This window comes from Neobacillus novalis NBRC 102450, from assembly GCF_001591805.1.
GTDB classification, from domain to species: Bacteria; Bacillota; Bacilli; order Bacillales; family Cytobacillaceae; genus Neobacillus; species Neobacillus novalis.
The window spans coordinates 12,913-38,271 of sequence record NZ_BCVP01000017.1; the positions used below are offsets into that span (position 1 = coordinate 12,913).

At 38.1% G+C, this 25,359-nt stretch carries 21 protein-coding genes; 18 read left to right on the top strand and 3 right to left on the bottom strand.

Annotated elements, in window-relative coordinates:
• Positions 1-28: 28 nt before the first annotated feature.
• Entirely contained in the window at positions 29-175 is a 147-nt protein-coding gene (locus BANVL01_RS27290; RefSeq protein ID WP_156482303.1) for a hypothetical protein, read from the bottom strand.
• 209 nt (positions 176-384) lie between these two features.
• On the opposite strand from BANVL01_RS27290, the gene BANVL01_RS14780 reads away from it, so the two are divergent.
• From BANVL01_RS14780 to BANVL01_RS14845, 15 genes are all read left to right on the top strand, one after another.
• A complete protein-coding gene (locus BANVL01_RS14780) occupies positions 385-1,017 on the top strand; it encodes an FMN-dependent NADH-azoreductase (RefSeq protein ID WP_066092557.1) in 633 nt (210 codons plus the stop codon).
• Between the two features lie 268 nt (positions 1,018-1,285).
• Entirely contained in the window at positions 1,286-2,014 is a 729-nt protein-coding gene (locus tag BANVL01_RS14785; RefSeq protein ID WP_066092555.1) for an amino acid ABC transporter ATP-binding protein, read from the top strand.
• A 17-nt stretch (positions 2,015-2,031) separates the two neighbouring features.
• Positions 2,032-2,847, top strand: a complete 816-nt coding sequence (locus BANVL01_RS14790; protein WP_066092552.1) for a transporter substrate-binding domain-containing protein — start codon at positions 2,032-2,034, stop codon at positions 2,845-2,847.
• Between the two features lie 72 nt (positions 2,848-2,919).
• Positions 2,920-3,573 (top strand): amino acid ABC transporter permease, encoded by a 654-nt coding sequence (locus BANVL01_RS14795; RefSeq protein ID WP_066092549.1) that lies wholly within the window; start codon positions 2,920-2,922, stop codon positions 3,571-3,573.
• A 12-nt stretch (positions 3,574-3,585) separates the two neighbouring features.
• Positions 3,586-4,236: an amino acid ABC transporter permease gene (locus BANVL01_RS14800; RefSeq protein ID WP_066092546.1), complete on the top strand. Its 651-nt coding sequence runs from the start codon at positions 3,586-3,588 to the stop codon at positions 4,234-4,236.
• A gap of 372 nt (positions 4,237-4,608) precedes the next feature.
• Positions 4,609-5,763, top strand: coding sequence for an ROK family transcriptional regulator (locus BANVL01_RS14805; protein ID WP_235845583.1), 1,155 nt, complete (start codon positions 4,609-4,611; stop codon positions 5,761-5,763).
• A gap of 254 nt (positions 5,764-6,017) precedes the next feature.
• The gene (locus tag BANVL01_RS14810; RefSeq protein WP_066092538.1) at positions 6,018-7,460 is read left to right on the top strand and encodes a PTS sugar transporter subunit IIC; all 1,443 of its coding nucleotides are present in this window, start codon (positions 6,018-6,020) and stop codon (positions 7,458-7,460) included.
• Positions 7,461-7,540: 80 nt separating this feature from the next.
• Positions 7,541-7,765: a hypothetical protein gene (locus BANVL01_RS14815; protein WP_066092535.1), complete on the top strand. Its 225-nt coding sequence runs from the start codon at positions 7,541-7,543 to the stop codon at positions 7,763-7,765.
• 14 nt (positions 7,766-7,779) lie between these two features.
• Positions 7,780-7,956: a DUF3188 domain-containing protein gene (locus BANVL01_RS27295; RefSeq protein ID WP_156482305.1), complete on the top strand. Its 177-nt coding sequence runs from the start codon at positions 7,780-7,782 to the stop codon at positions 7,954-7,956.
• Between the two features lie 9 nt (positions 7,957-7,965).
• Positions 7,966-8,400 (top strand): DUF3284 domain-containing protein, encoded by a 435-nt coding sequence (locus tag BANVL01_RS14820; protein WP_066092532.1) that lies wholly within the window; start codon positions 7,966-7,968, stop codon positions 8,398-8,400.
• Between the two features lie 72 nt (positions 8,401-8,472).
• Entirely contained in the window at positions 8,473-9,564 is a 1,092-nt protein-coding gene (locus BANVL01_RS14825; protein WP_066092529.1) for a DUF871 domain-containing protein, read from the top strand.
• 21 nt (positions 9,565-9,585) lie between these two features.
• A complete protein-coding gene (locus tag BANVL01_RS14830) occupies positions 9,586-9,903 on the top strand; it encodes a PTS sugar transporter subunit IIB (RefSeq protein WP_283935857.1) in 318 nt (105 codons plus the stop codon).
• A gap of 89 nt (positions 9,904-9,992) precedes the next feature.
• A complete protein-coding gene (locus BANVL01_RS14835) occupies positions 9,993-10,289 on the top strand; it encodes a PTS sugar transporter subunit IIA (protein ID WP_066096996.1) in 297 nt (98 codons plus the stop codon).
• A 120-nt stretch (positions 10,290-10,409) separates the two neighbouring features.
• Positions 10,410-11,726, top strand: coding sequence for a 6-phospho-beta-glucosidase (locus BANVL01_RS14840; RefSeq protein WP_066092526.1), 1,317 nt, complete (start codon positions 10,410-10,412; stop codon positions 11,724-11,726).
• A gap of 353 nt (positions 11,727-12,079) precedes the next feature.
• Entirely contained in the window at positions 12,080-18,406 is a 6,327-nt protein-coding gene (locus BANVL01_RS14845; RefSeq protein WP_066147926.1) for a glycoside hydrolase family 3 N-terminal domain-containing protein, read from the top strand.
• A 49-nt stretch (positions 18,407-18,455) separates the two neighbouring features.
• Here the strand turns inward: BANVL01_RS14845 and BANVL01_RS14850 are convergent, their stop codons facing one another.
• On the bottom strand, positions 18,456-20,078 hold the full coding sequence (locus BANVL01_RS14850; RefSeq protein WP_066092520.1) for a response regulator: 1,623 nt from the start codon (positions 20,076-20,078) through the stop codon (positions 18,456-18,458).
• A gap of 50 nt (positions 20,079-20,128) precedes the next feature.
• Complete coding sequence (locus tag BANVL01_RS14855; RefSeq protein WP_066092517.1) at positions 20,129-21,934, bottom strand: cache domain-containing sensor histidine kinase; 1,806 nt, start codon at positions 21,932-21,934, stop codon at positions 20,129-20,131.
• Between the two features lie 211 nt (positions 21,935-22,145).
• Between BANVL01_RS14855 and BANVL01_RS14860 the strand changes: the two genes are divergently transcribed.
• The 3 genes from BANVL01_RS14860 to BANVL01_RS14870 all read left to right on the top strand — a co-directional run bounded on the left by BANVL01_RS14860 (position 22,146) and on the right by BANVL01_RS14870 (position 25,342).
• A complete protein-coding gene (locus BANVL01_RS14860; protein WP_066147929.1) occupies positions 22,146-23,474 on the top strand; it encodes an ABC transporter substrate-binding protein in 1,329 nt (442 codons plus the stop codon).
• Positions 23,475-23,573: 99 nt separating this feature from the next.
• Entirely contained in the window at positions 23,574-24,458 is an 885-nt protein-coding gene (locus BANVL01_RS14865; RefSeq protein WP_066092511.1) for a carbohydrate ABC transporter permease, read from the top strand.
• A gap of 11 nt (positions 24,459-24,469) precedes the next feature.
• Positions 24,470-25,342 (top strand): carbohydrate ABC transporter permease, encoded by an 873-nt coding sequence (locus BANVL01_RS14870; RefSeq protein ID WP_082805005.1) that lies wholly within the window; start codon positions 24,470-24,472, stop codon positions 25,340-25,342.
• The last annotated feature ends 17 nt before the right edge of the window (positions 25,343-25,359 follow it).

A 25,359-nucleotide genomic window follows, 5' to 3' on the forward strand; every position in this document is an offset into this window, starting at 1 on the left:
CATAACCCACGTTATACTGTGCTATTCTCTAATCCGTAACGTTTTTTACTTCAGATTCATGCACTAATTCAATATTAAATTTGCTGCCGTTTTCTCTAATTTCCCAATAGCCGGACGTATACTTGTGAATAACTGTATAAAGCTTCCCGTTGTACTGTACTTCTTCTAATTCCAAAACTATCACCCTATCTTAAAAAATGAGTGATATTATATATATTCATCATCAATGCTTTTATTCCCAATAATAATGTGGTAATTCCTTAATTTTGCAGGAAATTCCCTCCATTCCTTCCAAAATCATTTCGGTTGACGGAAAGCCATATATCAGATATTATGAATTCGAGATACTTACATCAAAGATAGCAAAAGGAGAGTTTTTATATAATGAACATTTTAGTAGTAAAAGCAAATAATCGTCCAGCTTCAGAAGCTGTATCAAGTAAAATGTATGAAACTTTCATGGAGAACCTAGAAGGCGTGAACGTAACAACTTACGATGTGTTTGCAGAAGATATGCCTTACTTTGGTCAGGATTTATTCAATGCTTTTGGCAAAATGCAATCAGGTGAAGAGCTGACAGATGTTGAACAACGTATTTTAGCAGCTAAACAAAAAGCGATGGATGCCTTACAAGCAGCCGACGTTGTTGTCTTTGCCTTCCCACTATGGAACTTAACAATCCCTGCTAAATTACAAACGTTCATCGATTATGTATACGCAGCCGGTTTCACCTTTAAATATGACGAAAATGGCCAAATGGTCAGCTTAATGACGGATAAAAAAGCCGTTATTCTAAGTGCGCGTGGCGGTATTTACTCCACACCAGAAGCAGCACCAATGGAAATGGCTGCAAGCTACATCAAAAACGTTGTTGGCGGCGTATTCGGGATGGAAATCGTTGATGAAGTCATTATCGAAGGTCATGCTGCAATGCCAGCACAAGCTGAAACCATTGTTGCAGATGGTTTAGCAAAAGTTGCAGAAGTTGCAAAAAGCTTTTCCGCAGTTCTAGCATAATAAACATAAAAAAAGATCAGTCCTCCACTGCTTTTATAAGCAGCGAGGGACTGGTCTTTTTTTTTTTTTTCAAAATCAACAAAAAGGCATTAAATAAACGGAAATATTTGCAAATTTCCGAATTATCATTTACTAAAAGGCAAATTAAATGTAGTATGTTTATATACCTGTTAATTATTTGTCAATTCGAAAAAATCGAAAAATGCTGATGGATGACAATCAGACAGGCCGCATACATAGTAAATAAACAACAGGGAGGAGGTTTGGGATGATTCGGTTTGATACTGTTAACAAATATTTTGGGGACTTCCATGTGCTCAAAAATATTAATCTAGAAATTAATAAAGGGGAAGTAGTCGTTGTGATCGGACCTTCTGGATCGGGGAAAAGTACGATGCTTCGCTGTATAAACCGTCTGGAAACCATCACTGACGGGGAATTAACCGTTAACGATTTGAAAGTGAATGACAAAAAAACGGATATCAATCAGTTAAGGCGAAATATTGGGATGGTATTTCAGCATTTTTACTTATATCCGCATAAAACCGTTCTTGAAAACATTACGACGGCACCCATGAAGGTATTAAAGCAATCGAAAGAGGAAGCAGAGAAAGTAGCAAGGTATTATCTTGAAAAAGTGGGTATACCAGAAAAAGCAGACTCCTACCCATCTCAGTTATCAGGGGGCCAGCAGCAAAGGGTTGCGATTGCAAGAGGCCTTGCCATGAAACCTGAAATTATGCTGTTTGATGAACCTACATCTGCTCTGGATCCGGAAATGATTGGTGAAGTACTCGATGTTATGAAGGCGTTAGCAAAAGAAGGGATGACGATGGTGGTCGTTACCCATGAAATGGGATTTGCCAGAGAAGTTGCAGATCGCATCATCTTTATGGACCACGGACAAATTCTTGAACAGGGAAAACCGGCTGATTTTTACGCGAATCCAAAAGAAGAAAGGGCACGCCTATTTCTCAGCCGTATATTAAATCATTAAACTTTAGGGGGAATACTATGTTTAAGAGTAAAACAAGTAAGATCGCGGGAGTTCTTTTATTATCGGCTTCCATGCTGCTTTCAGCATGCGGCAAAGGGGATAAGGAAACATCAGGAACAGCAGCAAAAAATGCCTTAGAGCAAATTAAATCAAAAGACAAAATTGTTATCGGTGTAAAATATGATACAAGATTATTTGGACTTAAAAACCCATCCACTGGAGACGTAGAAGGTTTTGATATTGATATTTCAAAAGAGCTGGCAAAAGACCTTCTTGGTGACGCTAAAAAGGTAGAGTTTAAAGAAGTTACTTCTAAAACCCGTATCCCAATGTTAAACAATGGCGATATTGATGCAATCGTCGCAACAATGACGATTTCTGAGGAACGCAAAAAAGAAGTTGATTTCTCAGATGTTTACTTTGATGCTGGACAATCACTGCTTGTCAAAAAGGGAAGCGCAATCAAAGGACTTGAAGATTTGAAAAAGGGTACGAAGGTTCTTGCCGTTAAAGGCTCAACATCAGCGATAAATATCCGTCAAAAAGCTCCAGACACGACGGTATTAGAATTCGAAAACTATACGGAAGCCTTTACAGCACTTAAAGCTGGTCAGGGCGATGCCTTAACAACGGATGACTCTATTCTCTACGGAATGGCTGACCAAGATTCAAACTATGAGTTGGTCGGTGGTACTTTTACAGATGAACCTTACGGAATTGCGGTTAAAAAAGGAAATAAAGAATTAGTCGACGCCATTAATAGCGCATTAAAGAAGATGAAAGAGAACGGAAAGTACGATGAAATTCACAAAAAGTGGATCAAATCCCACTAACATCCACTGATATCGGGATGGGCAGAACATGCTCATCCTGACCACTTCTAGGAAAAAGGAGGGGAGATCAATATGCTTGATTTTTCGATACTGATTAATAACTTGGATACATATTTAGAAGGATTTAAGAATACCGTGCTGGCAAGTATCATTGCCCTAATCGGAAGCTTTATTATTGGCGTAATTGTAGCTGTTATGAGAATCGCACCCATTAAACCTTTGAATTGGATTGGCAGCGCGTATGTTGAGTTTATCAGAAATATTCCTCTTCTCATCATAGCTTTCTTCTTTTATATCGGTCTTCCTTCAATCGGTGTAACGTTATCCGGATTTGTGGCAGGGACGATTGCCCTTGCCATTTATACCGCATCATTCATTGCCGAAGCGATTCGAGCTGGAATACAAGCTGTACCAAAAGGACAAATGGAGGCAGCAAGATCATCTGGTCTCACCTATTTGCAGGCAATGCGAATCATTATTTTACCGCAAGCGATTAAAATAGTCATTCCTCCAATTGGCAACCAGTTTATTAATCTTGTAAAAAACTCCGCTATTTTGGGAATGATTGCTGGGTTAGATTTAATGTACTTCGGCGATCTTGTATCCTCCCATACATTCGTTACATTTCCCGTATACATTTTTGTAGCGATGTTTTATCTTGTGTTAACAATACCATTAAGTCTGGGCGTTGGTTATTTGGAAAAACGCTTGGCTAGAAGCCATTAAGGAGGGGGAATTATGGATATTGCAGGCGCTCTCTCAGTCGATCATTTAAAATTCCTCGCCGATGGGTTTAAGTTGACGCTTTACGTTGCCTTTATTTCTATTGTACTAAGCTTTATTATTGGAATCGTGTTTGGGACTTTACGATATGCAAACATTCCGTTCCTATCGAAGGTCGTGGCAGTAATTGTCGAAACGATACGGAATCTGCCGTTGCTGCTTATCATTTTCTTTATCTTTTTTGCCCTGCCGGAAGTGGGACTTAAGCTAAGCCCAACGGTTGCAGCGATAGCGGCATTGACTGTGTTTGAGTCAGCGATGCTGGCTGAGATTGTAAGGAGCGGCTTGAATTCCATTGATAAAGGACAAATTGAAGCTGCCCGTTCATCAGGGTTAACGTATATCCAAACATTAGTGTCTATTGTCATGCCACAAGCACTTCGGCGCATGGTTCCACCGATTGTCAGTCAATTTATTTCGTTATTGAAGGACACTTCACTGTGTGTGATTATTGCCCTGCCGGAATTCATGCACAATGCCCAAATCATTTATGCGCAAAATATTAATTTCATTATTCCAATCTTTGTGGTAGTGGCTTTCATGTACTTTATTGTCAACTATTGTTTGTCATTAATCGCGCGCAGGCTTGAAAGCAGGCAAGCATAGAAGGAGAGACAAGGGACGAGGATCCAAAAATTGAATTAACAACACAAATAGGGTATGGAACCGCAATGGTTCTATACCTTTTATTTATATGGATATATCAGCATTTATCACTTTTTAACAAGACGATTTGCATAGCAAATCACAACATCATTTTTTGGTTTTTACAAACTTTCCAATAAAGAAAATCCTATAATTAAAAGTTTACTATACTTGGTTATATTAATTCGATTTTTTTCAAAAAATCAGAAAAATAGGTATGAAAAAATAAGAAGAAAAGGTATAATTTAGATAAACTTAGTTAATTAAATTTATTAAGATAGTTATCTTTGGAAGAAAGCGAGAATAGTTATGCAACGAGGGACATTTGAATTTATGAAATCAGTCAATAAAACAACCATTTTAAATAAAATTCGATTGTCCGGTTCTATTTCACGAGCAGATATCGCAAGAGAAACAGGCATTACTCCCCCTACCGTAAGTAGTATAGTGAAGGAATTGATTCGTGAAAATTTGGTGATGGAAAGCCACCTTGGTCAATCAATAGGAGGCAGGAAGCCAACACTGCTTCAATTAAAAGAAGATGGTTATTATGTGATTGGGTTGGATGCAGGTTCGAAAACTATAAAAGGGATTATCAGTGATTTGGTGGGCCACATCCATAGTCGTGTAGAGGTGGAAATTCATCCAAACATCACAAAAGGAGAATTTTTGACTAGCTTGTCAGCGGTCGTCGAACAGCTTTTGAGGGGCTTTAATCAGCATATAGACAAGATTCTAGGTATTGGCGTAGCAATGCATGGGGTCATCGATCGTGAAACAGGTACCTCCCTTTCCTCTGTCAATTCCGGTTTAATAAATGTTCCAATTAAACAAACGTTAGAGGAGAAATTTGTCTTACCGGTCTTAGTGGAAAATAATTCACGGGCGATGACGCTAGGAGAGTATTGGTTTGGAAATGATGAAAGCGCTGTCAAATGTTTTGCAGTCATTAATATTGGCCGCGGTGTGGGATCCGGCTTGATTGTAGACAATAAGTTGATCCATGGTGCTCAGGGTGTGAACGGTGAAATTGGCCATGTATCCATTTCGTTAGGTGGTGAACGATGTAGCTGTGGCAACATTGGATGCCTTGAAACTTTTGTTACTGGTGATGCAATTGTCCTTAGTGCCAAAAGGTCCATATCGAATGCACCAGAAAATTTAACCGCAGAAGAAGTCTACCGTTTAGCAAAACAAGAAAAACAAGAATACATTCAGGTGCTGGAGGAAACCGGCAAATTCATTGGGGTAGGTATTGTTAACTTCATCCATACGGTCAATCCTAATAAGATTGTGTTAAGCGGAGGCGTGATGAAGAGCAAAGAGTTTTTATTACCGAGTATTCAGCAAGCAATTAGTGAGCGGGTACTGATAGACAAACTCAGGGAGGAAACGGTTATTGAAGTGAGTAAACTCGGTGATGATATAACAGTACTTGGAGCGGCGGCATTATTGTTGAATGAATTGTTCTATTGTTACACCGTATAAAAAATACAAGTTTTATAGCCTTTCTTTTTGTTGCCTTTATTTCAAGGTGAGCTCCATTTTTAGGATTTATGTAAGCGTATTCATGCGGTGTTCTACTATTACTGGACAGAGCATAATGCTGTTATAGGCCCATACTTGAAGGGAGGGATGCGATGGAAGCAATGTAAGAGAAATGTAAGAAAAAGACGCTTGGCTTTGACCCCGGAATTTGGATTTTTAACACGTTTTTAAATTCCTAATAGGGAGGTATTTTAATGCAAGGTTTAATCGCATTTTTAGAAAGATATTTTCTTCCTCTTGCGGCTAAAATTGGCGGTCAAAAGCATCTGGTTGCTTTAAGGGATGCATTTATTGGAACGATCCCGGCAACAATGGCCGGCTCTGTGGCTGTTATGCTTAATGCTCTTCTACGGGATCTGCCGCCGCAATTCTTCGATGGATACGACGGGAACAGTATTCCGGTCATTAAACAAATTATTGCGATTAATGGATATGTATGGAGTGGAACCCTCGCGGTTGCCGGTTTGATTTTTGTGTTTTCGTGGGGATATAATATTGCCAAAGCCTACGGAGTTGATCCGTTATCTGGAGGAATTGTTTCAACCGCGGCTTCGCTTGCCGGGATTACGTTCTCTTTCTCTGGTGGAATTTCAGGATTGAATTTGGACGCAGCCACTGTAGATGCCATAAATGCAGCCGGGTGGTCTGCTACTAGTGAAGGCATCACAGCGGCAGGATGGGGCTGGCTCCCATTGAACAACTTGGACGCCAATCTCTTCTTTACTGGAATGATTATTGGTTTTGTTGCTACGATGATATTTGTTAAATTGATGTTGAGGAATATCACGATCAAGTTACCGGATTCCGTTCCGCCAGCCATTTCGAAGGCGTTTGCATCGATCATTCCGGCAACTGCGGCTCTATATGTTGTTGCTATTTTCTACTTCGTATTCTCCAAGATCGTACCGGATATGACTTTCTTACAATGGTTGCAAAAAACAGTTGCTCAGCCGCTTCTTGGGCTGTCTCAAGGGTTTGGAGCAGTTGTTCTGGTTGCCCTGTTCGTCCAGTTGTTCTGGTTCTTCGGAATCCATGGACCGAACGTTCTTGCACCAATCTTGGAAGGAGTCTTCGGTGTTGCCCAATTGGAAAACGTTAACCTGTTCCAACAAGGCGGAGCTGATTTGGTCATTTCTAAAGGATACATGTGGGTTCGCGGGTCTTTTGACGCTTATGCCTGGTATGGCGGCTCAGGCGGAACGATTGTTTTGATTGTGGCGCTGCTCCTCTTCTCTAAACGAAAAGATTACCGGACAGTTGCCAATTTGTCGGTAGGACCTGGAATTTTCAATATCAATGAACCAATCATGTTCGGTTTGCCAATTGTCTTGAACCCGATGATGTTCATTCCATTCTTGCTTGCACCAGTCGTGTCTGTTTCGATCGGTTACTGGGCAACTATGTGGGGACTCGTTAATCCGGTTTCTCAACAAGTGACTTGGGTTACACCTCCGTTCTTGTTATCCTTCTTGGCTACAGGAGCAGACTGGCGTGCACCGCTTGTTACATTGGTTGCCATGTTGGCATCATTTGCGATTTGGATTCCATTTGTCATGGCCGCAAACAAGATGGATCCAGATTTAGGACATGAAGACAAGATTGCTACAGATATAGGGCATGATACCAAGTCTATTTAAGAGTAAACACTAAATTGGGGGGGCCGCTTGCATAGTGAAGTGGTTCACCCTTCTTTATCATAAGGAAAGGAATCGAAAAAATGATTGAAATTAGCGCAGCAGTACATCAAGATAAAATCATAGAACTATTGAACAATTGTAACGAAGATGGGATTCAATTTTCTTATAAAGAAAAAAAAGGCATCAATCTTTATTTTGAAACAAACGCAGAAGATTTGGAAAAGGCAGCGAAATTGGTGAAAACGGCCATTAAAAATCAGCCGTGGGGTTCGGTTCTTTATTTCCGTTCTGCCCCAGCCAAATAAAAAGGATGATGAACGTGGGTAAATGGGGTTTATTTCTTCTTAGTATCGGCTGTCTCCTATTGCTCTTTAGCGCAAATGCTAAATTAGGGAAGTACGATATTCTTAATCTGACTACTGCACTCTTTCTTATTATCGTTGGTATCATTATCCTTGTTAAGGAAAAGAAGAGAAATAAAACAGAAAAAGATTAGGTGAATCTGATGGAAATCGTAAGAAAAATGAAAGTGCCAGATAAATTTCTTTATGAGACGATTATAAAATCGGTTTTAGCGGACATCCATTCCCAAACGGGAAAAAAAGTATCGGAAAAACAACTGGCAGGGTTCGAATACACCAAGACGTTCTCAAAAAATTCCAAAGCTACCATTCGGATTGAAGAAATCACTAAAGACATGTCCTATCAGTATCGAACAACCAGTAATAAACATGATTTTTTAGTAGCCTACAAGATTCAGCCACTTCAGGATGGGAATTGTGAATTGCACTATATTGAAAAGATGGAATCCTATGGCTATCTTCAGAATTTGAATGATATGTTTATCGGCATTATTTGGTCTCCGTTGAAAAAAAGGAGATTTAAAGAAATGCTGAACCAAATAGAAGCGGCTTATTTAAAGGAAGTCAATGGAAAGTGATTTTGAGGAAAAATGATCCCCCCTGTAAACACCACTATTAAGTGACTTTCCATTCGAATAGGAGGAAGAAAGATGGGGAATATCGGCATATCTATTTACCCTGAAAAAAGTACTTTTGAACATGATAAAGAATATCTTGATCTTGCTAGGAAAAATGGATTCACCAGAATTTTCACTAGTCTTTTAGAAATTGATGGAGATACAGAAGAAGTTATTAATAAATTCAAAAGAATAATTGAGTATGGTAATTTAATTGGAATGGAAACGATATTGGATATCAACCCGGGATTATTTAACCAACTAAATATTAGTTATGATAACCTTGGCTTCTTTAAAGATTTAGGGGCGGCTGGAATTCGTTTGGATATTGGCTTTACTGGATTTGAAGAATCCCTTATGACAAAGAATCCACTTAATTTGAAAATCGAAGTAAATATGAGCAGCGGCACAAACTATATTGAAAATATAGTAAGTTACCATCCAAAAAAGGAAAACTTCTGTGCCTCACATAACTTTTACCCGCAAAAATACTCAGGTATTTCACAGTCTCATTTTGAAGAGACGACAGCTCAATTTACTAAACATAATATTCATACTGCAGCTTTTGTTACTTCACAGGAAGGGAAAATCGGACCGTGGCCAGTTCAAACAGGTTTGTGTACATTAGAACAGCACCGAAACGTAAATGTGCATACCCAGGTTACTCATTATCGGTTAATGGATACCATTGATGATTTATTAATTGGCAATGCGTATGCAACTGAAGAAGAGCTAAAAGCAATGTCAGAAGCATTTTTAAGCGCACATCCAAACTTTGAAATTGAATTAATCGATGGTCTTTCTGAAGTAGAAAAGAAAATAATTCTTGACGAGATCCATCTATATAGAGGAGATCGTTCGGAATATATGATTCGTTCTACTTCTACACGGATTAAATATAAAGATGCAAGTATTCCGGCACATCATACGGAACCAATCAAAAAAGGTGATATTTTAATTTGTAATGATGATTTTGGTCAATACAAAGGAGAAACACAAGTCGCATTAAAGGATATGGAAAACGAAGGAAATCGCAATGTCGTTGGGCATCTTAAAGAGGAGTCCGTCTTTTTATTAGATTACCTTAAGCCTTGGTCAACCTTTACGCTTTCAAATACTAAATAATATATCTGGAGGGGAATAGCTATGAAAACAATTATGTTAGTATGTTCAGCAGGAATGAGTACGAGTCTGTTAGTATCAAAAATGCAAAAAGCAGCCGCAGCCCAAAATCTTGAAGCGGATATTTTCGCAGTTTCTGCTTCAGAAGTTGATGATATTTTGGGGAAGAAGAACATCGATGTATTATTGCTTGGTCCACAAGTCCGTTATATGAAAGCTCAATTTGAAAAAAAGCTGCAAGGAAAAAACATTCCGGTTGACTCAATCAACATGCAATATTATGGGCTGATGAACGGTGAAAAAGTTTTAGAAGAAGCCTTAAAATTAATGGATAATAAATAATTCATCTTTGAAAATCGAGTATTCTATTCTTAGGCTGCACACCGCAGCTGGGAGGATGTGGAAATAAAGTGGCGAACGAAAGTTTAGACATGATAGCTTTTCAAATTATTAGCAATGTCGGTTCAGCAAAAAGTTTAGTAATGGAAGCCCTTTATGCAGCAAAGGAAGGGGATTTTGCCCTAGCAGAAGAAAAATTAGCGGAATCAAAAAAGTATTTTGTTGAAGGACATAAAGTACACGCTTCCTTAATTCAAAAAGAAGCTGCGGGAGACAAAGTTGGATTTTCTTTACTATTTATGCATGCTGAAGACCAATTAATGAGTACGGAAACCATTTCTGAATTAGTTAAAGAAATGATTGAGATGTATAAAAGATTTGGTGAATAATTACAACCATTAAAGGATTATTAAAATACCAATATAGTAATGGTCCTTTTATTAGGATCATGGCAAAAGATCTTATTGGGGTTAATGATTATTAAAAGCTGTTTTAGGGAGGGTTTTCAAGTGAAAAAGGGCCTTAAGATTGCAACAATTGGCGGCGGTTCCAGTTATACTCCAGAATTAATTGAGGGTTTTATTAAATGTTATGATGAATTACCTGTATCAGAAATTTGGTTGGTCGATATAGAAGAAGGATGGGAAAAGTTAAATATTGTTGGTAATCTTGCAAAACGTATGATTAGAAAAGCAGGTTTACCAATTGATGTTCATTTAACATTAGACCGTAGAGCGGCGTTAAAAGATGCTGATTTTGTTACAACCCAATTACGTGTTGGCTTACTGGATGCACGGGTAAAAGATGAGCGGATTCCATTAAAATATGGTGTATTAGGCCAGGAAACAAATGGTCCTGGCGGATTATTTAAAGGATTACGGACGATACCGGTTATTTTGGATATATGTAAAGATATGGAGGAGCTGTGCCCGAATGCATGGCTCATTAACTTTACAAATCCTGCCGGTATGGTGACAGAGGCAGTATTAAGATATTCAAATATTGATAAAGTAGTTGGACTATGCAATGTTCCCATTGGTATGGAAAGGGCCGTTGCGGATTTACTAGAGGTGGAGCATTCTAGAGTCCGAATTGATTTCGCCGGACTAAATCATATGGTGTATGGATTGGATATCTATTTAGATGGTGTTAGTGTAAAAGATAGAGTAATTGAGATGGTAACAAACATTGAAAATGGCAGTACTGTGAAAAACATCCAGGGAATTAGCTGGGAACCTGAATTCCTGAAAGCCTTAAATGCCATTCCCTGTTATTATCATAACTATTATTACAAATCGAGGGAAGCGTTTGAACAAATAAGAAAAGACGCTGAAACGGAAGGTACACGTGCTGAGGTTGTTCATAAACTTGAAAAAGAGCTTTTTGAATTATACAAGGATCCAAACCTCGATATTAAACCACCCCAATTAGAAAAACGAGGCGGTGCTCATTATTCTGATGCAGCTGTACGGCTGATTTCAAGTATTTATAATGATAAAAGAGATATTCAACCAGTTAATACGAGAAATAATGGTGCTATCGCAAGTATTCCTAGCGATTCTGCTGTCGAAATTAGCTGCATCATTACAAAGGATGGTCCAAAACCAATCGCAATGGGTGATTTGCCATTCCCTGTGCGTGGGCTTGTACAACAAATTAAATCGTTTGAACGAGTTGCCGCAGAAGCAGCAGTAACGGGTGACCGTAATCTCGCAATTTTAGCATTAACCATTAATCCATTAGTAGCATCAGATTCACTAGCAAAACAAATTGTCGATGAAATGATAAATGCCCACAGGAAATACCTCCCACAATTTTTTAATTAAGTGTCTAGTCACCACTCGCAATTATTACAAATTTGGGGTCATTCCCCCGCTACGGTAAAGCAGCGGAGGACTGACCCTTTTTTAAATTTATGTAGGAAAATAGCATATTCTAAAAAATGATACGGGAAACCATAAAAATCTCTACTTAAAATAATGGTAGAACTAAACTAAACTGGGGCTAAGTGCATATTTTGAATATTTAAAATGTATGCGCTTTAAATCTGAGATCCGAAAAAAGTATATGATTCTATTTTTTTGGTCTTTAAGGAGAGGAAATCTACTAAAAGGAGGTAAATTACATAGGTAATTCGTAAAGGTGTAAAAGGAGAACCATAAACACAAGGAGGTAAAAAATGCGAAAATATAAGAGAGGTATCGCCATTTTTACAATCGCGGTTATGATGTCTTATGTTTTACAAGGTTTCTTTTCCCCATTAACGGCGAATGCAGCGAGTGTCAGCGGCGACCCAATTTATTTAGATGAAAACCAGCCAATCAATGTGAGAGTGGCTGATTTGCTAAGTAAAATGACTACCGATGAAAAACTTGGACAAATGATTCAAGCTGAAAAAGCCTCTATTACACCAGCACAAGTGAAACAATATAATATTGGCTCTGTGCTAAGCGGAGGCGGTTCATTTCCAAATGGTAAACAGGCAGACAGTTTACCAGATAATTGGAAAAAATTAGTGGATGGCTATCAAGATGCTGCATTAGGGACACGGCTTGGGATACCAATTATTTATGGTGTCGATGCCGTTCATGGAAACAACAATGTGATTGGTGCCACTATTTTCCCTCATAATATCGGATTGGGTGCTGCCAATAACGTGGCGTTAACAAAAGAAATTGGCGCTGCATCTGCCGCTGAAATAAAGGCAACAGGTATCCATTGGGACTTTGCTCCGACAACAGCTACTGCCCAAGATATTAAATGGGGCAGAACTTATGAGGCTTTCTCGGATAATGCTAATATCTCAGCCCAATTAGGCGCCGCCTATATTAAAGGTTTGCAAGGAGAGAACCCCAGTGCAGATTTAGCAAAGAATAATACGGTTGTAGCAACAGCTAAACATTTTATCGGGGAAGGATATACAGATAACGGGAAAAACAAAGGAAATATCTCTTCTCTTACAGAGGATGAAATTCTGGCTAAAGAATTAAATATTTATAAACAAGCTGTTGATGCCGGTGTTCGGACCGTTATGGCATCATATCATAGTATCCAAGGATTAAAGATGCATGCAAATAAACGGCTGCTTACGGATGTCTTAAAAGGGGAATTAGGTTTTGATGGTTACGTCATAACGGACTATAATGGCGTAGATCAAATTAGTGTTGACCAGGACGGCAACCCTGTAAGCGGTTTGAAAAATCAATTGAAAACTGCCGTTAATGCCGGTGTCGATATGTTCATGCAGCCGCAAAACTGGCAGACAGCTCTTGGTCATTTAAAGACATTGGCTGCCGATGGCGATATCAAAATGGACCGTATTGATGATGCTGTATCAAGAATTCTTAAGGTGAAATTTGAAGCAGGGTTATTTAAAAATCCAAAGACAGATCCAAGTTTAGCCAAGGAGTTTGGCAGTAAAGAACATAAAAAGATTGCACGTCAAGCTGTAGGAGAATCTCTTGTTCTATTAAAGAACGATGTGGTCAATGGTTCACCGATTATGTCTCAATTAAGTAAGATGAATAAGGTTTTTGTTGCTGGTTCGAGTGCCGACGATATTGGTATGCAGTCAGGAGGCTGGACCATCAGCTGGCAGGGCAGTGCTGGTAAGACTACACCCGGTACTACTATATTGGATGGTATCAAGGAAAAGGTTGGAGCAGATAAGGTAACCTATAATAAGCATGGGCGTGGCGCCGCGGGGCATGATGTCGCGATTGTTGTCATCGGAGAAAATCCTTACGCCGAAAGCAATGGGGATACCAGTGAAATAAAACTATCCTTTGAACAAGAGCAAACGATTCAAAATATCCGTAATGCAGATCAAGACATTCCGATTGTGGTTATTCTAGTTTCAGGCAGACCTATGATTATCACAGACGAGCTGAAAGATTGGGCTGGCGTGGTGGCTGCCTGGCTGCCTGGAACAGAAGGCGGCGGTGTTGCAGATATCTTGTTTAATGACAGCAACGATTTCAAAGGGAAATTGCCGATTCGCTGGCCATTCTTTATGGAAGCGTATCCATCCTTTTATGGAGAGCAAAGTGAAAACTTCTTATTTAATACGGGATATGGTTTAGTAAAGGGTGAGCAAACACCTAACCTCCCTGAACCACCTGAAAAACCAACTGTCGAAGGACATGCCATTCCGGGTAAAATTGAGGCAGAGGATTGGTTAACGCAATCCGGAGTGGATACGGAACAGACTCAAGATGAAGGCGGCGGTCTAAACGTTGGCTGGGCTGATCCGGGAGACTGGATTGACTATCAGGTTAATGTTAACGAGCCGGGAAGCTACAATATCGATGTTCGCTATGCAGCAAATGAAAAAACAGGCCTAAAATTCATAAATGAAAAGGGCAAAAATATTGGTGAAATGTCAGTTTCCAGTACTGGGGGCTATCAAAGTTGGAAGACATTCACCATTAAGAATGTTGTATTAGAAAAAGGGAATCAAAAACTTCGTGTCTCATATACGGGTGGGGCCTTAAACCTTAACTGGTATCAATTTACCAGAACGGGAGATATACCCGCCGATTACAACCCTAATCCAGACCCGCCGGCATTACCGGAAGATGACGTTGCAGCAGTGGTAAAAGATAATGCTGTAGAAAACTGGGTGACAGTAGCGAGAGATTCACAAAATATGGGGTGGTATTATAACTCTCGCTGGCAAGAGGGAGATCCTAAACTAGAGAAGCAAGAAAATATTAATATCATGCAGCAAGTGGACGAATCAAGTGTAAATACTTTTCATATTGATCCTACTCAAAAATTTCAATCGATTATGGGAATTGGGTCTTCCGTTGATGAGGCTACGATTTACAACATGTCGAAAATGAGTGAGGAGAAGCGCTACGAACTGTTAAAGCAATTGATTGACCCTGTTGAGGGTGTTGGCATGAGCATGATGAGGCTGACGATGGGAACATCTGACTTTACAGCCCGAGAATTTTATTCTTATGATGATATGCCTGCTGGTAAGACAGACGAAAAACTAGAACATTTTTCGATTGAAAAGGACCGCCAGTTTCATATTATTGACACCGTTAAGCAAATGAAAGAAATTAATCCTGCTATCAAGTTTTTTGCATCGCCATGGAGTCCACCAGGCTGGATGAAAACATCAGACAGTATGATTAAGGGTTCACTTAAAGAGGGATATGAAGAAATACTGGCTGAATATTATTTGAAATATTTCCAGGCCTATCGCGCAGAGGGAATTGAAATTGAAGCGATGACGCTTCAAAACGAACCACTTCTTGAAATTGACTATCCAAGTATGCATTTACCATGGAAACAGGCGGTAAAAGTGTCCAAGCATTTAAGAGAAAAGCTTGATGCTAACGGGTTCAAGCATGTGAAACTATGGATGTTTGATCATAATCCATCTGATGCACAAGCGTATGCAGCGAATTTTCTAAAAGATGCAGATGGCTATGCAGCGGTTGAAGGTACTGCCTTTCATGATTATGGCGGTGATTTGTCCGAAATGACAAAACTGCAAAAGCAATTTCCTGACAAGAATGTTTATTTAACTGAACGTTCCGTATGGGGAACTAATGGAGCCGACCGTATTGCCCAGTACTTCAGGAACTATGCAAGAAGCTATAACTCTTGGGTTGTCATGCTTGATAGTGATATTAGTACCCATCAATGGGTAGGTACACCAGATCCGACAACCATTGTTCAGGATTCCGCTAATCCGGATAACTATTGGCTGACTCCCGAATATTATATCAGCGGGCACTATTCGAAGTTTGTTAAACCGGATTATATCCGTATTGGAAGTGATTATGGTTCAGCTGATACAGTAACCAATGTCTCCTTCATGAGTCCTGATCAAAAGGAAATCGTAACAGTTGTTACTAATCAAACCAAGCAGGCTCAAAAGTTCAAGCTGGTTTCTGAGGGTACCCAGTTCATTGCGACTTTACCCGCCAATTCAGTTGCTACTTATCGTTGGGACCGTTTAGATGCACATAAGGTACCCGGTAAGATGAAAGCAATTGATTATGATCAAGCAGAAGGCAGCTTTACGACAAAAGATGGTTATATCGGAGAAATTAACAAGCAAAGTGAAGTGACCAAGTTAGATTACCTTTTAAATGTTAACGAAGCCGGTGACTATTACGTTGACTTTGGGTTTGCCGGGTATAAAGAAAAACCGCAGCTCGATCTTGCTATAAATGGTGAATTGGCAGGAACCATAAACCTTCAATCAACGGGCTGGTGGGAAAATTGGGCGAAAAAACGAATTCAGTTACACTTAAACAAGGGAATCCAACGTTTAACCATTACCGCTCACGAAACTGATTATAATTTTAACGATATCACGTTTACAAAAATCACGAATGATATTCATACCATTCCAGGCAGGATTCAGGCAGAGGAATTTACGGATGCCAGCGGTATACTTGTCCAAGATCTTGATAAAGGGTTAAGTGTGGGCTACTTAGATCCGGGCGATTGGCTCGATTATCAGATTAATGTCAATGAATCCGGTACCTATAAAGTAACTTATCGTTATGCATCTGGTAATCCCAATCCCAGCTTGGAGTGGATCGTAGATGGTCACTCAATTCATACGGCTGCTTTAAACAGCACGGGAGGCTGGGATACCTACAAACTGGCAAATGATGAAATTACCTTGACTGCGGGTAACCATGTATTGAGACTTCAAGTTCGGGAAGGAATGAACATCGATTGGATTTCAGTAGGGACAACCTTATCACTAGAAAAGTCCACAATCACCGAAGGAGCCGAAGATGGCCATATCGTTGATGTCTTTGTTGAAAACGATACATTTGTAAACGAATTAGATATAAACGAATGGAAACTCAATGGTCCAAAGGGTACAACCATATCAAAAGTGGAGCGAATAAGTGATAATCATGTTAAGGTTACCTTATCTGGTAATCGAACGGTTGATTATGATACTGATATAATTGCTAAATTAACTGTTAGTCAAAATCAGTTTGAGGGCTGGGCTAAATCCGGATCTACAGCAGCTTTCGACATTAGTGAAACGGTCGTATTTAAGGCAATAGATGATATAGAAAGTATTACTGTAGAACCTAAAACACAACAAGCCGGTGATGGCGAGCTAACAGTAACGATTTCAGGCGGTACTTTTACAGAGGAAGCTGTTCAACAAATCAGCTTAACAGGTAAAGCTGTTACAAATGGAAACATTGTTCTTTCAGAAGTCATCTATAACAGTCCGACCAAAGTAACCATTAAGTATTCTCAGGATGACAGGCCTATTTATGAAGATGTAACCCTGACAGTCAATGTTCCTGTGGAAGCTTATGATGATTCAACCAATGGAACCACTCTAAGTGATACATTCATTTTACTGGGAACGACGAATCAGGAAGAAGCGACAGCGATTCCAGGTGAAATCAACCTTGAGAAAGATTTTTATAAACTCAGCGGTGTTAGTTTCGCAAATGGTCCAAGCGATACCAGAAAAATCACGGATGTACAATCAGGTGATTGGATTGAATATGTAATTGACGTCCCTAAAGATGGTCAATATGTTTTAACACTGGGCGTTGTGACAAATTCCGATGTTGGTGAGGGAATTGTTTTTAAGAGTGAAAATGGTGATACATTAGCAGCCTTCACTATTCCGAATATATGGGGGGCATGGTCTGAAGTAAAACAAACTGTATCGTTGCCATCAGGAAAGCAGAAAATTAGAGTCTTCGCTGCTAACGGTGGCTTTGAATTAAATAAGATAAAGTTTGAAAAATTACAAGCCCTTCACTCGGATGAAGATGTTATTAAGGTAGAGGCAGAAGATTACTATAATGCCAGTCAAGCGATCATTCAACCTGGCTCAACACGCACCAATATTGGCTATACGACGGCTAATGGGTGGATAGATTACTTGATCAATGTTCCACCAGGAAATTATAAAGTGACCTACCATTACTCAACAACAGAAGGCGGCGTTGGTGCCCGGGCATCAGTGGGCAACAACCAGGTTACTACGAATTTAACCAGTACTGGAGACTGGGGAGCATACCAAAATGCGTCTTCCGGAAATACTCTTTACATTCCAAAGGGTGATCAAACAGTAAGGATGGAAGTTCTGGTAAATGGATTTAACTTGGATTGGTTTGAATTAGAAATGGTGGATCCAGAAAATCCGGGACCAACCGATCCAGGACCAACCGATCCGGGACCAACCGATCCAGGACCAACCGATCCAGGACCAACCGATCCAGGACCAACCGATCCAGGACCAACCGATCCGGGACCAACTGATCCGGGAACAACCGATCCAGGAACAACCGATCCAGGAACAACCGATCCAGGAACTAGCCCAGGAACTGACCTGGGGAATGGTACCCAATCAGGTAATGGTCAAGACCATGAGGACAAGCTTCCTAATACTGCGACATCAATGTTCAACAATATTCTTGCTGGTTTAGTTTTCTTCCTAATTGGAGGATTCCTCTATACCAGAAATAGAAGAAATACCGCTAATAAATAACTGAAAAAACCCAGGTTACAGAGTTTATTCTTGTAATCTGGGTTTTTTATTATTTTGCTATTTTAGTTTTTTTCTGAAATTGAGATGGAGTAATTCCAGTCCATTTTTTAAACGTGCTGCTAAAATGGCGTTCGTCGTTGTAGCCAATTTTATTAGCAACCTCGTAAACTTTGTAATTCTTGGTTAGTAGAACTTTGGCTTGTGATATGCGGTATTGGTGTAAATAATCTAAGAAGTTTACACCTAGTTCCTGTTTAAATAATGAACTCAAGTATGCACTAGATACAAATACCTCATTTGCAACTGACTCCAGAGATAAATTCCCGTTATATCTCTCTTCAATAATTGTTTGAGCTCTTTGAACTGTACGATGAATAGATTTCTCTGCCGTTAGTATATCAAAGACATTTTGGAATATTTTTTTTAGAATCGATGACATATCATCAAATGTTCTCATTGATGGCATTTGTTCAATCCAGTTAATCAAATCAACTTCCCATTCAATTTTGGTCAGCGTATTTCCTTGAACAAATTTTTGCATCTCGACAATTAATGTAAAAGCCTTTAAGTTGACTTGTTCTTTATGGTAAAAGGTCTTCTCTTCAAGATAACTCAACCAGCTTTCTAACTTATCTAAGGCAGAATCATACTGTTTATTATACATATGGGAGATTATTTCATCCTCTAGTATAGCTAGTTCTTTATCATGGAGGATTTGTTTTTCTACTGGGTCATTTTCTTTCTTATGAAAGAAAAAGTTATTTTCTTGGTGGTAATATTGCTCATCCAGTACGTGCTGTGCCTCCAAATACGATTTATGAATTTCGGTAATCGATTCTTTTGGATCACCAACTCCTATATATATAGGTAGCTTTAAATAAATTTGAAAGTTTTCTACCAATTGGTCAAGGAATTTTTTTAGTTTGTTAGGATGATGAGAGTCATTAATATTTCCAACCCATACAAGTGCATTTTGGTCAAAAATTACTTCTAACTTGTTATTATAATAGGCTGACAATGTTTCTGCAGCAATATTCATACAAGTGAATTTTAATAATTCATAATCGTCAATAATATATTGATCTTTTTGTTGTGGTGTAAGCCAGACCATGCCCACGTGGAGAGGTTGATTATTATTTATTTTCATCTTTAGCTTAGGAATTATTTCTACCCTGTTCCCAAATTGAGAACCTTCCTGAAAATGAAACCATTTTGTAAGTGTTTCTACTTTATCAAGACAAATACTTTTATCTGTATAGTGTTCTAACAAATTAAGTTGTTCATCCATCCACTTTTTTTGCTCTAATTTTTGTTTTGCTTTAAGAACAGCATTTAATATCTCTGTGGGTTGAGCTGGTTTCAGAATGTAATCAAATACATTTAATAGGATTGAGTGTTTGGCATAATTGAAATCTTCGTATCCTGTTAGAATAATGGCCTCAAATGAAAAGCCATTTTCTTTTGCTAGTTCGATAAATGTTAAACCACTCATTTTTGGCATCTGAATATCGGTTAAGATAATATCCGGTTTAATAGATTCCATAAGGTTAAGCGCTTCTTCTCCATTGGAAGCCTCTGCACTAATTTTAATATTATGTACATCCCAATCAATAGTTGAAATAATGCCTTCACGAATTGTTTTTTCATCTTCTACTACCATTAGCTTAAGCATTTCTTCACTCCCTTTACTAATAATAACTATGAAAATGGAAGTTTGATTATTTATATCTTGTTTATCGATGATAATGGGAGAGTCATTTTAATCTTGGTTCCTAGGCCATATTCACTTTCTATCGTCATATTTGCTTGATTTCCAAAAGTGATTTTTAAGCGCTCCATAATATTCAAAAGGGCGTATCCCGGTCGGTTATTAGAACTCAACGTGCTTTCCTTCAATTGATTTGATTGTAGATAGGAATTGATTTTTTTTAGTTTGTCAGTTTCAATCCCGCAGCCATTATCTACTACGTTAATCAATAGTTGATCCTTTTCTTGGAAAATATGAATATATATAAAACCATTGTCTTCAAGTAATTCAATACCGTGAATAAGCGCATTCTCTATCAGTGGTTGAATTAATAGTTTAGGAATAAGGAAATCCTTTACATCATCACTTGCATTTATTTCATAAGAGAATTTGTTAGTAAATCGCTTCTTTTGAAGTGTTAGATAGTTTTCAACTAATAGTAATTCATTTTTTATAGGAACAAAATCCTTGCCATCACTTAAACTCAATCGAAAAAACTGGGATAGCGAGTGAATCATGTTAGCTATTGCCGTTTCATTCTTTTTCTGGGCCATCCAAAAGATGGTATCTAAGGTGTTATATAAAAAATGTGGATGTATTTGAGCTTGTAAAAATTTTAACTCTGCCTCTTTTTGACGTAGTTGTGAATGGTAAACATCGTTAATTAACTTCTTTATTTGCTGAACCATTAAATCATAGACGTTTCCAAGTTCACCAACTTCATCCTTTCCATGAAGGTTCACTTTTTGGTTGAAATCCCCGATTTTTACCATAAGCATCGATTTTGTCAGTTTTTTAAGTGGCTTGGTAATAATGGAGGAGATAAACCATGAAATCCACACGCCGACTACAAAACAAAATGCCGTAACAAGAAGTGTCAAAACTTTGATTTTATCTAATTCTTTAAGTAACTCATTTCTAGGTTGAACAAGGAGAACGTCCCATCCGTATTCCGAGCTAGACTTAGCAAATAATAATTGATCGTTCTTTAGTTCAATCGTTCTATCTGAATATACTTTAAAATAGGGAGTATCATCTATAGTTTTGCCTATCCAATTATCATCGGTGGATGTAACTACTTGACTATTTTTATTTACAATAAACAATTGCGCATCATTGTTTAATCCATTTGTAAATTTGTTTCTTAATGTCTGTTCACTGATTCCGATAATAATCATCCCTATGTCTTTTAATGTATAAGAATTTTTTATGACTTTGGTTATAATAATTTTGTTGCGTCGATCACCTTCAAAAACATTCTCTTTTCCTTTTAATAATGTCCAAGAAGGTTTACCTTGTTGTTCAACTGCTAGCTGATAATGCGTAGTTTCTTTGAATTTATTAAATGGCATCGCACTAGTAATCCCCGTTTGATTAACAGCTAATGGGGGGACTTCTTCATTAAAGCTATATAACACTAACGACTGAATATTTCGCTGATTAACTAACAAACGAGAAACAAGCTCATTTATTTGTTGGTGTCTGGATATGGAATCTTCCTCCGGTATGGGATTTAGAAATTGTTGTACGCTGGACAATAGAAAAAGGTAATTTGTAAAATCAATGGCATCACCTGAAATATAATCCAGCTGGTTACTTATTTGATTGGTAAATTCTAGTTGTGATAGATTAATTTTTTCTAACACCTGTTTTTTAGCTGTATAGTAGGAATAACCTCCAGTTATTACAATGGTTATAAGTAATAGTGGTATAAACCAAATGAGGATTTTAAATCGAATTGGCAAGTCAATATAGAGATTTAATAGTTTTTTCCTCTTCATCTATTTGCCTCAATTCTGTTCAAAGCTACCTGTAGTTTAGCGCTTCCAATCAGGACTATTATACTGTATACCCTTGGAATATGGAACCTGCCACCTTGATATAAGTCTTAAAAATGTAAACGTTTTCTAAAAAATGCCGCATTGTTCTCTTCTTCCATAAACCATAAACTAAATGTAGTAACAAAATAAATAGAAAAAAGGTGGGGAAATGATGAAAAAATGGATATTATTACTTTTAACTGCTATTCTCTCTATTGGTTTAGTCGCATGTAGTGACAATACCGGTAGTAAAGAGGGTAGTTCTAAAGATGGGAAAAAGGATGGAGAAAAGGTAACATTAAAATTCTTTACAGCACTTCCAGACCGTGAAACAGGTTTGGGCGGGGTTGAACAAAAAATTATCGATTCCTATATGGAGAAAAACCCAAATGTAAAGATTGAAGTGGAAGCGCTTCAAGATGAGCCGTTCAAAGATAAAATCAAAATTTATTCTTCTACAAAACAATTACCTGACATCATTCAGGCTTGGGGTCAATCCTCTTTTATCGCACCATTAATTAACAACGGTTTGTTATATGAACTAAATCCTGCAGACTTTGAAGATAAGGATTTCATCGAAGGTTCTTTTGATGGATTCTCTAAAGATGGAAAGCTTTACGGAGTACCGAGGAACACGGACTTTTTACCGCTCTTCTATAACAAGCGTCTATTTGAAGAAAACGGTATCGAGCCTCCAAAAACACAAGAAGATTTAATTGCCGTATCTAAAAAGTTTCGTGCGTTAGGAATTAACCCAGTTGCAACTAACGGTATGGACGGCTGGATATTCCCAATGTGGTTTGATTACGCATTACAACGTGAAACTGGTAGCTTTGATTTAATGGATGATGCACTTCACGGTGATAAATCTTATACTGATCCGGCAGTCATTACAGCAGCAAAAAAGATGAAAGAAATAGTAGATGCAGGCGTATTCGCTGATGGTTACTTAACCGCAGATTATGGTACTGCAAGAAACTTATTTGGTCAAGAAAAAGCAGCAATGTATTTAATGGGTGCATGGGAGATGGGTCTAGCTACAGATGAAAACTTCCCTGAAAGTTTTAGAAATAATGTAGGTGTTATCCCTTATCCCGTATCTGATAAATCAAAAGCAGGAGATCTAGTAATCTACCAAGGTGGTGGATATTCCATCTCTAATAACTCAGAACATAAAGAAGAGGCTGTTAAATTCTTAAAGTACTTCTTTGAATCTGAAAATTGGCCGAAGCTTACATGGCAAAGTGGAGCAGGAATGCCAGCACAAAGTTTTGATAAGTATTTAACTGGTAAGGAGTCTACGCTTCAAAAAGAAATGATTGATATTTTCAACAGTGTAACATCTGCTAGTGGTACACCAATTCTTGACGATTCAACACCAGAATTTAAAGAAACAATTATGAGTCTTCACCAAGAGCTATTTACTGGTAAAGTCACACCAAACCAGTTCGGAGAAAAACTGGATGCAGCAGCTAAAAAAGCTCGTGATGCATCAAAATAAAATATCTGAATAATGAAGATGATGGTGCATGTCGTACCATCATCTTCAATATTAAAGGGGTATTGGTATAAGTATTTACAGATGAAATGAGTGGTAGAAATGAATAAGTTGATGTCTGATAAAAAAACGATCTTCTTACTGGTTGCACCAGGTTTTCTGATTCTTGTTTCGATGATTATTTTTCCAATCGGAATGAGCATCTATTATGGGTTTACAGACTGGGGCGGGATAGGAGATTATAACTTTATTGGTTTTGAAAACTTTAAAAATATTCTTTTTAGTGATGAAATATTTAGAACATCTTTGATAAATGCCCTGCTTTTAACAGTGGCAACAATCCTCATTCAGCACCCAATAGCCATTTTCTTATCGATATTAATTACGCATTGCGGAAGATGGGAAAAGGTATTGCGAACAATCCTATTCATCCCTGCAATTATCTCTGTCGTTGTAACGGCAAAATTATGGGCAAGTATCTATAACCCACAATACGGGTTGCTTAACAACATACTAGATTCAATTGGATTATCTTCGTTAAAACAGGATTGGTTGGGTAATCCCGATCTAGCTATATGGTCTGTTATTATTGTAACCATTTGGCAAGGGTTCGGATACGCATTTTTACTCTATTATGCTGGCTTAAAGGGGGTGCCAGATGAACTTTATGAGGCTGCGAAGATCGATGGCGCAAATCCATTTCAATTATATACGAAAGTTGTCATACCACTATTAGCGCCAATGATGCGTGTTGCTATTATTATTGCTGTTATTTCATGTTTAAAACAAATGGAAGTAGTCTACTTAATGACAAATGGCGGTCCGGGAAATAGTACGCAATTTCTAGGTAATTACTTGTATCAAACAGCATTTTCATATGCTAAATATGGGTATGGTAATGCCATTTCTGTGCTATTTGTCATCGTTGTACTAATTATCACAGTAGTGTTAAACAAAGTTCTTAAAAGAGATGTTGGTGAATACTAGTGGGAAATCAAATGAATACAAACTCAAAACTAAATATCTCACAGAAGAGAAAAAGGAAACCACCAAAAGTGGGGAAAGTAATCCTTTACACTTTTATGGCGATTGTAGGAATTTTACAGCTCTTCCCATTACTTTGGTTGTTTGATTATTCCTTGTTAAAGAGTGGTAATTTCTTTGGAGATGCCGTTTTTCAATTCCCTTCCCCACCACAATGGGATAACTATGTTAAGGCTTTTACTCAAGGGCATGTTCTGCCGTATTTCTTTAATAGCTTGTTAGTTACACTTGTTTCTGTTGCCATTACTGCAGTTGTTTCTATTCTCCTTGCATATGCGTTCACAAGGATGAAGTGGAAATTTAATGTGTTATTTATGAATATCATCTTATTAGGTATGATGATTCCGATTCATGCTACCTTATTACCAAACTTTATTATCTTTAATCAAGTTGGTTTGCTAAATAGTTATTGGGCTTTAATATTACCATATACTGCTTTTAATATTCCGATTAGTATGTTTATCGTTTCAGGGTTTATGGAAACCATTCCTAAGACAATTGAAGAGGCTGCGGTTATTGACGGATGTAGTATCTGGGGCATCCTTTTTAAAATTATCTTACCAATCACTAGGCCGGCTATTGCAACAATCAGCGTTGTCAACTTTATAAACTGCTGGAATGAATTTATTATGGCTTACACATTTATCACACTGGATAAATTTAAAACATTGCCGTTCTCTATTATTCAGTTTGTTGGACAATATTCTTCTAACTATGGAGCACAATTTGCTGTCATGTCTTTAATTGCGATCCCATCTATTATCATCTACCTAATCTTTACTGATGAAATAAATAAAGGTTTAATGTCTGGTTCTGTTAAAGGATAAAACTAAAAAGGAGGGGA